Below are 12,863 nucleotides of genomic sequence, written 5' to 3'. Positions count from 1 at the left end.
CGACTCCCACGCTGGGCGCACCTCGAGTGCACCCGCTTCAACGCCGGTGGGCAGGTTCCACCGGCGTTTTTCTTTACGAAGGTATTGCCATGAGCGACCACGCCAAAGGCCCCTCCACCCAGGCCGTACATGCCGGCCACGACGCCGACCGGCGCATGGTGACCCGCGCCAAGAGCCAGCCGATCTACCAGAGCTCGGTGTTCGTCTACGACTCCCTGGAGCAGGTGGACGACTTCCTCGCCGGCAACCCCGACAACTACATGTACACGCGCATCGGCAACCCCAACCACAGCGCCGTGGAAGAACTGCTGCGCGAGCTGGAGGGCGGCGAAGACGCGCTGTTCTCCGCCTCCGGCATGGCGGCGATTTCCGCCGCGCTGCTGGGCGTGCTGGGCGCAGGCGACCACCTGATCGCAAGCCGCGAGCTGTACGGCACCACCCAGAGCCTGATCGAGAAGGAACTGGCGCGCTTCGGCATCACCTCCAGCCTGCTCGACCTCAACGACCTGGCCGCGGTGGAAGCGGCGATCACCCCGACCACCCGGCTGATCTACACCGAGACCGCGTCGAACCCGCTGGTGCGCGTGAGCAACATCCCGGCGCTGGCCGAGCTTGCCCACCGCCACGGCCTCAAGCTGCTGGTGGACAACACCTTCCTCTCGCCGGTGCTCTACCAGCCGCTGCGCGACGGCGCCGACCTGGTGATCCACAGCACCACCAAGTACCTCAACGGCCACAGCGACGCCATGGGCGGCGCGCTGGTGGGCGACGCGCAGTGGATCGCTGCCGCGCGGCGCTTCCAGATCAACGCCGGCGGCAGCGCCAGCCCCTTCGAGAGCTGGCTCAACTTCCGCGGCGCCAAGACCCTGGCCCTGCGCATGAAAGCCCATTCGCAGAATGCCCAGGCACTGGCCGAAGCCCTCGAAGCACACCCGCAGGTGGCCCGCGTGTTCTACCCCGGCCTGCCCTCGCACCCGGACCACGAGCTGGCGAAACGTCTGTTCCGCAAGGGCCACTCAGGCATGTTGAGCTTCACCCTGAAGGGCGGCCTGGACCAGGTCGATACCTTGATCGGCGAGCTGCAACTGGCCGCCTTCGCGCCCTCGCTGGCCGGCGTCGCCAGCAGCATCACCCACCCCGGCAAGACCTCGCACCGCGCGCTGTCCGCCGAGGCACTCACCGCGCTGGACATCCACGACGGCACCATCCGCGTGTCGGTGGGCATCGAGGACAGCGAGGACATCGTCCGCGACTTCCTGCAGGCGCTGGACGCGCTGTAGAGCAGAAGGAGATTCACCATGAACGCACCCCACACGCCGCAACCGCTGCTGACCTTCCCCGACGCCGACAAGAGCCCGCTGAGCATCCGCGCCAAGGCGCTGGTGTTCTTCGACCCGCGCTCCCATGAAGTGCGCGACGAGGTGGAGCGCCTGGCGCCGTTGCCGCAACCGGTGCTGATCCACGGCGAGACCGGAACCGGCAAGGAGCTGCTGGCCCGCCACATCCATCGCGCCAGCGAGCGCCCCGGCCTGTTCGTCGCGGTGAGCTGCAGCGCGCTCAGCCGCAACTACGCCGAGGCCGAGCTGTTCGGCTACGCACCGGGCGCGCACAACGGCCCGGTCGGCAGCCGCGCCGGCTGGTTCGGCTCGGCCAACGGCGGCACCCTGTACCTGGACGAGATCGCCGACCTGCCGCTGACGCTGCAACAGAAGCTGCTGCGTGTGCTGCAGGAGCGCGAAGTGCTGCGCGTCGGCGCACGCGAGCCGGTGCCGGTGGACGTGCGCCTGGTCGCCGCCACCAGCATCGACCTGAGCCAGGCGGTGAAGGCGGGGAAATTCCTCGAAGGGCTGCAGCAGTACCTGCACGACGGCAACCTCACTCTGCCGCCGCTGCGCGAACGCATCGGCGATATCCAGCCGCTGGCCGAATACTTCCTCGGCGTGCATGCGCAACGCCTGGAACTGCCGGTACCGCAGATCGCCAGCGACACCCAGCGCGCGCTGGAAGGCTATGCGTGGCCGGGCAACATTCGCGAACTGGAGAACGTCATCCACTTCGCCCTGCTGGTCAGCCCGGGCGACGAGATTCGGCCGGAGCACCTGAACTTTTCCGGCGGCGCGGCCGGAACAGGGGGCGTTGCCCAGGTGAGCGAGGAGGCGCTGGAGCGCCTGGTGCGCCAGCCCGGCGTCGAAGCCCAGCTGCGGGCACTGCTGCAGCGCCTGGAGCACGAGCGCGGCTGACGCCGCGCTGTAGTCGCCAGCGCGACCCGAAGGGCCGCGCACGGGCGACGGGGCAGGCTTACTTGGTGGCGGTGTTGGAGTGAGCGACCACCGGCGTGCACGACGGGTTGGTCAGCTTGGCCGGATCGGTCAGCAGGCCCGGCATCATGCGCGAGGTGCAGTTGAACACGCGGCCTTTGGTGGTGGTGGCGACGTAGGAGAGTTCCTGGCCGCCCAGGGCGTCCGGCTGGCCAGCCTTGACGTCGCTGACGACCAGCTCGTCCGAGGATGCCAGACCGATCATCTGGGCAGTGGCGGCCTGCAGCGGAACGATGGCCTGGTTGGTGGTCATGGTCTGGCAGCCAGCCAGCGAAGCGAAGAATGCAGCGGCAAGGGCGATGCGTTTGAAATCCATCTCGTGATGCTCCCTATTGGTGGTTTTTTGTCCTGCGGGTGGGAGACTAACGGAACCGGCAAGTCAATCGCCATACTCGTTTCACAACTTTTTCACAAAATATTGCACGCGTGTTCAGGTTTTACAGCGCTGCCCCGCTCTATTTCGGGAATTGTGCTACGCGAAGCGCTGTATCACCGCGCTGACAGCCGGTAAATCACGCCAACGCCAGCAGCGGCGCTGAACCGTTTCACCTTTCGCGACGAACGGTCGCAGTGAAAGGCTTCGTCGACCTCAAGGTCCGCGAGAGGGAATCCTGAGCAGCCAGTCAAAAACAGGATTATTACCCACAAATACCTTCCAAAGCAGTCCCATCGACCATCTCAATACCCCCCATCAAGACCATTTACTTCTTTTCGTCACAATCTTCAGGGAAAATGGCTATCAGGCGGTCGGGACCCAATTTCCCCGGCGCCATTGGAGACTATCGTGACCAGCTTTGCCGCTCTTGCTAACTTCTTCGCCGCCACCGCATTCCTGACCGCGCCCGTGAAGGCCGACCCGGAACGCCGTGAGATCCGTGAGGCGAAAAAGAACCGTCGCAAGTAAAGCAGTACCCGCTCCGCTCGGCCCTCGCACAGGGCCGGCGGCGGGACCATCGGTCCCGCCGATTGGCCTTTTCGGGCTCAATCGTGTTTTCATTGAATGCTTGTTCAAGGAAAATTTCGAGGGACCCCGCCCGTTTTGTCCGTTGCACAATCCTCCCCGTCCGTAACACCCTCCCCCGCCATGCGCATGAACCCGCCGGTCTTTTACGGTGCGGCCGCGCTGATCCTGCTCTTCGCCCTGATCGTCATCGCCCAGCCGCAACAGGCCGGTGAATGGCTGCTCGCCGCGCAGTCCTGGGCCGCCGATACCGTTGGCTGGTACTACCTGCTGGCGATGACGCTGTACCTGATCTTCGTGGTGGTCACCGCGCTTTCCGGCTATGGAAAGATCAAGCTCGGTGCCGACCACGACGAGCCGGAATTCAGCTACCTGTCCTGGGCCGGCATGCTGTTCGCCGCCGGCATCAGCATCACCCTGTTCTTCTTCTGCGTCTCCGAGCCACTGACCCACTTCGCCCAGCCGCCGCAAGGCGAGGCCGGCACCCAGGAAGCGGCGCGCCAGGCCATGCAGTTGCTGTTCCTGCACTGGGGCCTGCATGGCTGGGGCGTGTTCGCCCTGGTGGCCATGGCGCTGGCCTACTTCGCCTACCGCCACAACCTGCCGCTGGCGCTGCGCTCGGCGCTCTACCCGCTGATCGGCAAGCGCATCAACGGCCCCATCGGCTACACCGTGGACTGCTTCGGCATCATCGCCACGGTGTTCGGCCTGGGCGCGGACATGGGTTTCGGCGTGCTGCAACTTAACGCCGGGCTGGACTTCCTGTTCGGCATCGCCCACAGCCACCCGGTGCAGATGACGCTCATTGCGCTGATGATGGGCGCCGCCATCCTGGTGGCCGTGTCCGGCGTGGACAAGGGCATCCGCCTGCTGTCGGACATCAACATGCTGCTGGCCTGCGCGCTGCTGCTCTTCGTGTTGTTCGCCGGCCCCACCCAGCACCTGCTCAACACCCTGGTGCAGAATATCGGCGACTACCTCGGCAGCCTGCCGACCAAGAGCTTCGACCTCTACGCCTACGGCCACGGCGGCAGCGAATGGCTCGGCGGCTGGACGGTGTTCTACTGGGCCTGGTGGATCGCCTGGGCGCCCTTCGTCGGCCTGTTCATCGCGCGCATCTCCCGCGGCCGGACGATCCGCGAGTTCGTCTTCGGCGTGCTGTTCATCCCGCTGGGCTTCACCCTGGCGTGGATGTCGATCTTCGGCAACAGCGCCCTGGACCAGGTGCTCAACCACGGCTTCAGCGAACTGGGCCGGGTGGCCATCAGCGAACCGTCCATGGCGCTGTACCAGATGCTGCAGAACTACCCGGCCAGCCGCGTGGTGATCGCGGTGACGGTGCTGGTCAGCTTCGTGTTCTTCGTCACCTCGGCGGACTCGGGCACCGTGGTGCTGTCCACCCTCTCCGCCCACGGCGGCAGCGCCGACGACGACGGCCCGAAATGGCTGCGGGTGTTCTGGGGCGTGGCCACCGCGCTGGTCACCGGCGGCCTGCTGTTCGCGGGCAGCATCGATGCGCTCAAGTCCGCGGTGGTGCTGACCTCGCTGCCCTTCTCACTGATCCTGCTGCTGATGATGTGGGGCCTGCACAAGGCGTTCTACCTCGAATCCCAGCGCCAGCGGGCGCGCACCCATTCCCTGGCGCCGCCGCCGTCGGCCAAGCCGGGCGGCTGGAAGCGGCGCATTTCCCAGGCGGTGCACTTCCCCACCCGTGACGAGGTGTACCGCTTCATGGTCGACGTGGTCAGCCCGGCGATCGCCGAGGTGTCCGAGGTGTTCCGCGAAAAGGGCCTGCAGGTGGATTCGGACCTGGACCTGAGCAACCTGGAAATCGGCCTGGAGATCGGCCACGGCGCGCAGCATCCGTTCCTCTACCAGGTCTCGATGCGCGGCTACTTCACGCCATCCTTCGCCCGCGCCGGCATGGGCGGCCTGCACCTGAAGAACCGCCGCTACTTCCGCGCCGAGGTGCACCTCTCCGAAGGCAGCCAGGACTACGACCTGATGGGCTACAGCAAGGAGCAGATCATCAACGACATGCTCGACCAGTACGAGCGGCACCTGCAGTTCCTGCATCTGGTGCGCTGAGGGCGACATGCTCTGGTAGGAGCGGACCTTGTCCGCGAAATTGGCGTGGCCCTGCTGGACTTCGCGGACAGGGTCCGCTCCTACGCTGGGCACGGCGCCTCCCTGTAGGAGCGAGCTTGCTCGCGAACGGCCTCACCAGCTGCTCCGATGCCAGGCGGTTCGCGAGCAAGCTCGCTCCTACGAAAAGCCGGAATGAAAAAGGCGCCCGCAGGCGCCTTTTTCACAGCATCGCGGAGGATCAGCCGCGGGTGCCGCTCAGGACCTTGCGGTAGAACAGCACGCAGATCGCCACGAACACCACCAGGCCGAGCCATTGCGCGGTGTCCTCGAAGCCGCTGCCGACCAGCGCCAGCGGTGCGTCCTTGCCGGTGGTGCCGATCACCGCCGCCAGCAGGATGCCCATCAGGCTCTCGCCGACGATCAGCCCCGAGGCCAGCAGCACGCCACGGCGCTTGGGCTCGTCGGCGTACTTCTCCACGTCCTTGCCGGCGGCCTGTGCGCGCTTGGCCAGGGCGGTTTCCAGCAGCCAGGCGATCACCGCGCCGACCACCAGGGTCATGCCAATGGTCGGTGGCAGGTAGATGCCCAGGCCGACGGCGAGCACCGGCAGGCTGGCCTTGCCGGTGCGGCGCAGCAGCACATCCACCAGGATCAGCGCGATACCCAGCGCGACGCCGATGAGGATCATGTTCCAGTTCAGCGCGTTGTGGAAAATCCCGCTGGCAATGGCCGTCATCAGCGTCGCCTGCGGCGCGGCCAGCGCGGCGTTCGGGTCCATGCCCTCACGCGGCAGTGCGCCGGTGAAGCCGTAGGCGTTGAACAGCAGTTCCAGCACCGGCGGTATGACCAGTGCGCCCACCAGGCAGCCGACGATCAGCGCCACCTGTTGGCGCCACGGAGTCGCGCCGACCAGGTAACCGGTCTTCAGGTCCTGCAGGTTGTCGTTGGAAATCGCCGCGATGGCGATCACCACCGAGGTGGTGAACAGCGCCAGGGCGATGGCCAGCTTGCCGCCCTGCTGGTCGAGGAAGCCGGCCTCCAGCGAGCCGACGCCGAGGATCAGCAGCGACACGAGGATCACCGCGATGATGCCGATGCCGGAGATCGGGCTGCTCGAGGAGCCCACCAGGCCGGCCATGTAGCCGCACGCGGCGGCGATCAGGAAGCCGAAGAAGAAGGCGAAGATCACGCAGACCGCCACCAGGCCCCAGAAGCCGAAACCGTGCAGGTCCGGCGCGGCCTCGCCCAGGAAGTGCGAGAACACCACGAACAGCGCCAGCAGCAGGACGCCGGCAATGGCGACGATCCACTTTGCGGACAGGTCCCGCTCGGTGCGCAGGTCGCTGCTTTCGCCACGACCGCTGACCGCGCTGAGCGACGCCCAGACGCCCTGCACCATGGGCTTGAACAGGGTGGCCAGGGTCCACAGCGCGGCAATGCCGATGGTGCCGGCGCCGAGGAAGCGCACCTGGCTGCTCCACAGTTTGTTGGCCAGCTCCGGCAGGCTCTGCCCGGCCGCCAGCACGCTGTTCACCGAGAGCAGCGGCACGGCCACGCCCCAGGCGATGACCACGCCGATCAGGATGGCGATGCCGGCGGTGATGCCCATCAGGTAGCCCGCGCCCACCAGCGCCAGAGAGAAGCCGGTGGACAGGCGGAACGCCGCTTGCCCTGCGGTCAGCCAGAAACTGAAGCCTTCGGCGAGCACCTTGAAGCCGCTGCTGAGCAGGCTGAATGCGGCCGCCACCACGCCACCGGCGAGGATGTCGCGCAGGCCCGGGGCACCGGCTTTCGCAGGCTTGCCGGCCTTTTCCTCCTCTTCATCCTGGCTGCCGACGCGCAGGATCTCCGCCGCCGCCACGCCTTCGGGGTACGGCAGGTTGCTTTGCACCACCATCACCCGGCGCAGCGGAATGGTGTAGAGCACGCCGAGGATGCCGCCGATGGAGCAGATCGCGGCGGTCTGCCAGAAGGGGAAGCCGCTCCAGTAGCCGATCATCAGCAGGCCAGGGAGGATGAAGATGATCGAGGACAGGGTGCCGGCCGCCGAGGCCTGGGTCTGCACCATGTTGTTCTCGAGGATGTTGGAGCCGGAGAAGTAGCGCAGCACGGCCATGGAGATGACCGCCGCGGGAATCGACGAGGCGAAGGTCAGGCCGACCTTGAGGCCGAGGTAGACGTTGGAGGCAGTGAACACCACAGTGATCAGCGCGCCCAGGATCAGGCCGCGAACCGTCAGCTCGGCGAGGTTGGACTCGTCGGGAATCCTTTCTTGCATGTAGGCAATCTCTTTATCAAGCGAAACTGCCAAAGCGTAGGACAGTGCGCCTTCCACCGCGACCCAGAATGGCGACGAATGCGGTCTGCGGTGCGGCTTTGTTGCCACACGTCACGGGATGGCGGGGAATTCCCGGCTGTTGCCGCCTTGCAGGAGCGAGCTTGCTCGCGAACAGACACACCCTGATGCGTTCGGCGTCATGCGGTTCGCGAGCGAGCTCGCTCCTACGAAAAGCCGTGAGCGTAGGGCGAGCCGCATTGGCGGAGTGACAGCCTGTCAGAACGGCTTGTCGCCCAGGATGGTCGCGCGGTGCATCACCCGGCGTTGCGGGCGGTAGTCGTCCACCGCGTAGTGCTGGGTCACGCGGTTGTCCCAGAAGGCCACGTCGTTCTCCTTCCAGCGCCAGCGCACGGTGAATTCCGGGCGGGCGAAGTGGGCGAACAGCAGGTCGAGGATGGCGCGGCTTTCCGCCGGTTCCAGCTCGTTGATGCGGGTGGTGAAGCCGTCGCTGACGAACAGCGACTTGCGTCCGGTGACCGGGTGCGTGCGGATCACCGGATGGCTGCGCGGCGGGTTCTTCCGGCGGGCTTCCTCCAGGCGGGCAAGGTCGGCATCGGTGGCGCCGAAGCGCTCCTGGGGGAAGGACTTGCCGATGTCGTGGGTGGCCGTCAGGCCGTCGAGCAACCGCTGCAGGGGTTTGGACAGCGCCTCGAACGCGGCGATGCCGCTGGCCCACAGGGTGTCGCCGCCGTAGGGCGGTAGCTGCTTGGCAGCCAGCACGGCACCCAGCGCCGGGGTTTCCAGGAAGGTCACGTCGGTGTGCCAGATGGCGTTGTCGCGCACATCGGTGACGGTGGTATCGAGGACGATGACTTCGCGCTGCTCGGGGGAGCTGGGGTAGATGGGGTGGATGTGCAGGTCGCCGAAGCGCGCGGCGAAGTTCGCCTGCTGGGTCGGGGTCAGCGGCTGGTTGCGGAAGAACAGCACGTGGTGATCCAGCAGGGCCTGCTCGATCTGGCGCTGCGCCGCGTCGTCCAGCGGATCGGCCAGGCGTACGCCGGACACGACGGCGCCCAGGGCCGGGCTGATGGGTTCGATGGTCAGGGTGGTCATGTTCGTGTTCTCTTGTGAGGTTCACGGGGCGGGCGGCTTGGTTTGCCCTCACCCCAGCCCTCTCCCAGAGGGAGGGGGTGTTGTTCGGTGTGTTCGGATATTCCGGAGCAGTCCTGCATTCGCAGGACCTTTCCGGGGAGCAGAGGTGCTCGCCTCCGCTCAGGATCAGTCCCCTCTCCCGCTTGAGGAGCGGGACGCGCAGCCAGGGTCAGGGAGAGGGCCCTTGGCTCTCGGTTTCGTTATTCCCAGGACGCAAACCGCCGCTGCAACCAGCGCAATCCCAGCTCGAAGCTCAGCGCGATGGCGGCGATCAGCAGGATGCCCAGCACCACCACATCGGTGGCGAGGAACTGTGCGGCGGACTGCACCATGAAGCCCAGGCCGCGGTTGGCGGCGATCAGCTCGGCGGCCACCAGGGTCGACCAGCCCACGCCCAGGGCGATGCGCAGGCCGGTGAGGACCTCCGGCAGGGCGCTGGGCAGGATCACGTGGCGCACCACCTGCAGGCGATTGGCGCCCAGGCAGCGCACGGCCTGGATGCGCGACTTGTCCACGCGGCGCACGCCGGCGGCGGTGGCGATCAGCAGCGGCGCGAACAGGGCGAGGTAGATCAGCAGCACCTTGGACAGCTCGCCGATACCGAACCAGATGACGATCAGCGGCAGGTAGGCCAGCGGCGGCACCGGGCGGTAGAACTCCACCAGCGGGTCGAAGGCTGCCCCCACGAGCGGGTTCAGGCCCATCAGGATGCCCAGGGGGATCGCCGTCAGCACTGCCGCGCCCAGCGCCAGCAGCACGCGCAGCAGGCTGGTGCCGACGTGCTGCCAGAGCGAGGCATCGACGTAGCCTTCGGCGAGCAGGCGCTGGAAGGCCTCCACCAGTTGCTCCGGCGCGGGCAGGAACAGCGTATCGACCCAGCCCAGGTGCGTGGCCAGCCACCACAGGACGAAGATGCCGCCGACACTGCCGGCGGCGGCCCAGCGGCGGTAGTCGCGCGGCACGCTGCGGCCAGTCGGCGCGGCGGCCGGGAGTTTGGCGGCGAGGGTATCAGTGGGCATGCTCGGCCTCCGGTTCTTCGAGGAATTCATCCAGCAGCAGTTGGCGCAGACGCGCGAATTCCGGGTCGGACTTGATCGAACGCACCGGCTCGCCCGCGGCGTAGCGTCGCGCGAAGTCCACCGGCAGGCGCTTGACGATGCGCGCCGGCGGGCCGTCCATCACCACCAGGTCGGTGGCGAGGAACAGCGCTTCATCGACGCTGTGGGTGATCAGGAACAGGCCCTTGCCGGTCTTGCGCCACAGGTCGAGGGTCAGCACCTGCATGCGCTCGCGAGTCAGCGCGTCGAGGGCGCCGAAAGGTTCGTCGAGCAGCAGGAAATCCGGCTCCACCGCCAGCGCGCGGGCCAGGCCCAGGCGTTGCCGCTGGCCACCGGACAGCTGCGAGATGCGGTAGTCCGCGTGTTCGCCCAGGCCCACCAGCTTGAGCACGTCATGGGCGCGGGCGTTGCGCTCGGCGGCGCCAACGCCGCGGATGCGCAGGCCGAGGGCGACGTTGTCCAGCGCGCTCAGCCAGGGCATCAGCGCGTCGTCCTGGAACACCACGCCGCGCTCGCCGCCGGGGCCGCTGAGGGTGCGGCCGTCGATCTGCACGCGGCCGCTGTCCGGCGCCTGGAAGCCCGCCAGCACGTTGAGCAGGCTGGACTTGCCGCAGCCGGACGGGCCGAGCACCACCAGGGATTCGCCCTTGGCCAGGCTGAGAGTGAGGTCCTGCAGCACGACGCGCTCGCGTCCGCGCTGCTGGAAGGTGAGGCTGACCGCCTCGGCCGTCAAACGGCTCATGTTCTGCCCTCCGTAGGGTGAGAAGAAATGCGTGGTGCCCTCCGTAGGAGCGAGCTTGCTCGCGAACCGACCAGAGCTTCAGACCCAGCCGGTGTTCGCGAGCAAGCTCGCTCCTACGAAAAGCAACGCCTTAGCGCTGCCCCACCTGCACGCTCTCCGCCTGGCGCACGTAGTCGGCGCTGACGTAGGGCGAGTAGTCCTTGAGCACCGACGGCACGCGCTTCTGCTCTTTGAGGAAGGCGGCGGTGCCGGCGATGTCCTTGGCGGTGCCACCGCCCAGCAGGGCCGACGACAGCTGGGCCTGGGCTTCGGGGAAGGCGGAGCCGGCCAGCAGTTCAGGCACGTCCTGCGGATCGGCGCCGGTCAGCTTGGCGATCTTCTTCACCTGCTCGGAATCGGCGGTCCACTGGGCCTTGTGGGCGTTGTAGTCGGCGAAGGAATCCAGGCTCACCTTGGCGAACTTGGCGATGATTTCCGGGTGCTTCTCGGCGAAGTCCTTGCGGGCTACCCAGACCTCGAAGGTCGGTGCGCCCCATTGGCCGACTTCCGCGGCGTCGGTCAGCACCTTGCCGGACTTCTTGATCTCGCCCAGGGCAGGCGACCAGACGAAGGCACCATCGATGTCGCCACGGCGCCAGGCGGCGGCGATCTCGGTGGGGTTGAGGTTGACGATCTTCACCTTGGCCGGGTCGATCTTCCAGTGCTTGAGCGCGCCCAGCAGGCTGTAGTGCGAGGTGGAAACGAACGGCGTGGCGATGGTCTTGCCGACCAGGTCTTCGGGCTTCTCGATCTTGCTGCCGTTGCGCACCACCAGGGCCTCGGCCGAGTTGATCTGCGCGGAGACGATGAAGGCCACGATCGGCAGGCCGCGCGAGGTGGCGGCGGCCAGCGGGCTGGAGCCGAGGTTGCCCAGTTGCACGTCGCCGGAGGCGATGGCGGCGACCACTTCCGGGCCGCTGTTGAAGCGGCGCCAGTCGAGCTTCTCGCCGATGACCTTCTCATAGGTGCCATCGGCTTGCGGAACCTTGGTCGGGTCGATGCCGGTCTGGTAGCCGAGGACGATGTCGGCGAACGCAGCGCCCTGGAAGGACAGGGCAGCCGCAACAGCGACGCCGGCCAGGGCACGGCGTACGAAACGAGGTTTGTTCATGGTAATTCCTCTGAAGATGACGGCGGTGCCGGCCTCACAGAGGGACGGACCACGGGACGGGATTCGATGGGTTGAAACAGGTGTCCGGCGGTCCGGTAGAGCTAGATTACCGATATAAAAAACTTCGAATAAATACTTTTTAGTTCTTAACTTATGAGCGCCAGCGCTTGTCTCGATTCGGCTACAGGCCCCGTGGTTCGGCGCCTCAGGTGGCACCGGCGAGCAATCGGGCGCGGGTGCCTTCCTGGCGCAAGCCAACCTGCACCGCGTGTTGCGCCACGGCAGCGGTTTCCGCCACCAGGGTCGCCAGCGCCGCGCTGCGGCTGAAGCTCAGGGCGTTGCCCGCCGCCTGGGCCGATTCGAAGGCCACCGCCGACTGTTCCGACAGCCGCAGCCCCAGCCCCAACAGCCGCTGCAACTCCCCCGCCGCCGCCCGCGCCGGCAGGTTCTCGAAGGCCTGCACGGCCAGGCCCAGGGCGATGTTCGCCTGCAACAGCCCGGCGAGGCTGCCGCGCAGTTGCGCACGGGGCGTCCACGGCAGGCCGGGCGGCTGCAGGATATCTTCCGGATGCAGGCGCACCTCATGGCAGCGCAGCAGCCCCCCGCCGTTGGGTTCGAAGCGATCCAGCCCGTCACGGTCCGCCGGCAGCGCAGCGATCAGCAGGCCTTCGCTGGGCGCATGGCGCGCCGAAATCAGCAGCCAGTCCACCGCCTCCGCCCCGAAGCAGTCGTGGCGCCCGCCCTGCAGCAGGAAACCGCCGCGCCGATGCTCACGCGCCAGCAGGCGGCTTTCCTGGTGATCCACCGCTTCGCCCCACAGCCATTCGCGCTCCACGCTGAGCGGCAGCAGGCGCTCGCGCTGCTCGGAGCTGCCCAGCAGCAACACGCTGGCCAGTTGCAGGTGATGCAGGGCGAACAGCCGCGCCAGGGTGCCGTCGCGCTCGGAGAGATCGCGCAGGGTCTGCAACACCTCGCCCCAGCCGGCACCGCGCCCGCCATATTCGCGCGGCACCGACAGGTCCAGCAGGCTGGACGCGCGCAGGGCATCGCTCCAGCGCTGGGTGGGTGATAGTTGGGACAGAGAGGAAAGCGGTACCACCAGGCTCATGCACACCT

Annotated in this window: 10 protein-coding genes; 3 read left to right on the top strand and 7 right to left on the bottom strand. The window is 67.2% G+C overall.

Going from position 1 to position 12,863, the window contains the following annotated elements; translation table 11 throughout:
- Positions 1-89 precede the first annotated feature (89 nt).
- Both ACNFIA_RS12970 and ACNFIA_RS12965 read left to right on the top strand, forming a co-directional pair.
- Entirely contained in the window at positions 90-1,280 is a 1,191-nt protein-coding gene (locus ACNFIA_RS12970) for a trans-sulfuration enzyme family protein (RefSeq protein WP_416785311.1), read from the top strand.
- A gap of 18 nt (positions 1,281-1,298) precedes the next feature.
- Entirely contained in the window at positions 1,299-2,240 is a 942-nt protein-coding gene (locus tag ACNFIA_RS12965) for a sigma 54-interacting transcriptional regulator (RefSeq protein WP_259757489.1), read from the top strand.
- 58 nt (positions 2,241-2,298) lie between these two features.
- On the opposite strand, the gene ACNFIA_RS12960 is transcribed toward ACNFIA_RS12965, so the two are convergent.
- A complete protein-coding gene (locus ACNFIA_RS12960; RefSeq protein ID WP_259757490.1) occupies positions 2,299-2,634 on the bottom strand; it encodes a hypothetical protein in 336 nt (111 codons plus the stop codon).
- Positions 2,635-3,408: 774 nt separating this feature from the next.
- On the opposite strand from ACNFIA_RS12960, the gene betT reads away from it, so the two are divergent.
- A complete protein-coding gene (gene betT / locus ACNFIA_RS12955) occupies positions 3,409-5,367 on the top strand; it encodes a choline BCCT transporter BetT (protein ID WP_259757491.1) in 1,959 nt (652 codons plus the stop codon).
- Positions 5,368-5,605: 238 nt separating this feature from the next.
- Here the strand turns inward: betT and ACNFIA_RS12950 are convergent, their stop codons facing one another.
- The 6 genes from ACNFIA_RS12950 to ACNFIA_RS12925 form a co-directional block, all read right to left on the bottom strand.
- Positions 5,606-7,645, bottom strand: a complete 2,040-nt coding sequence (locus ACNFIA_RS12950; RefSeq protein ID WP_416785307.1) for an OPT family oligopeptide transporter — start codon at positions 7,643-7,645, stop codon at positions 5,606-5,608.
- A 276-nt stretch (positions 7,646-7,921) separates the two neighbouring features.
- A complete protein-coding gene (gene tauD, locus ACNFIA_RS12945) occupies positions 7,922-8,758 on the bottom strand; it encodes a taurine dioxygenase (protein ID WP_416785304.1) in 837 nt (278 codons plus the stop codon).
- A gap of 239 nt (positions 8,759-8,997) precedes the next feature.
- Positions 8,998-9,816, bottom strand: coding sequence for an ABC transporter permease subunit (locus ACNFIA_RS12940; RefSeq protein ID WP_259757494.1), 819 nt, complete (start codon positions 9,814-9,816; stop codon positions 8,998-9,000).
- A complete protein-coding gene (locus ACNFIA_RS12935; RefSeq protein ID WP_416785301.1) occupies positions 9,806-10,597 on the bottom strand; it encodes a taurine ABC transporter ATP-binding protein in 792 nt (263 codons plus the stop codon). The genes ACNFIA_RS12940 and ACNFIA_RS12935 overlap by 11 nt, the downstream gene beginning before the upstream one ends.
- 130 nt (positions 10,598-10,727) lie before the next feature.
- Positions 10,728-11,747: a taurine ABC transporter substrate-binding protein gene (tauA, locus tag ACNFIA_RS12930; protein ID WP_259757496.1), complete on the bottom strand. Its 1,020-nt coding sequence runs from the start codon at positions 11,745-11,747 to the stop codon at positions 10,728-10,730.
- 205 nt (positions 11,748-11,952) lie between these two features.
- A complete protein-coding gene (locus ACNFIA_RS12925) occupies positions 11,953-12,855 on the bottom strand; it encodes an acyl-CoA dehydrogenase family protein (protein ID WP_259757497.1) in 903 nt (300 codons plus the stop codon).
- Between the last annotated feature and the right edge of the window lie 8 nt (positions 12,856-12,863).

Origin of the sequence: Pseudomonas sp. NY15437, from assembly GCF_048068435.1 — a bacterium.
Taxonomy (GTDB): domain Bacteria; phylum Pseudomonadota; class Gammaproteobacteria; order Pseudomonadales; family Pseudomonadaceae; genus Pseudomonas; species Pseudomonas nitroreducens_B.
The sequence above is the reverse complement of the archived record's forward strand: the minus strand, read 5'-3'. Positions and strand labels throughout refer to the sequence as shown.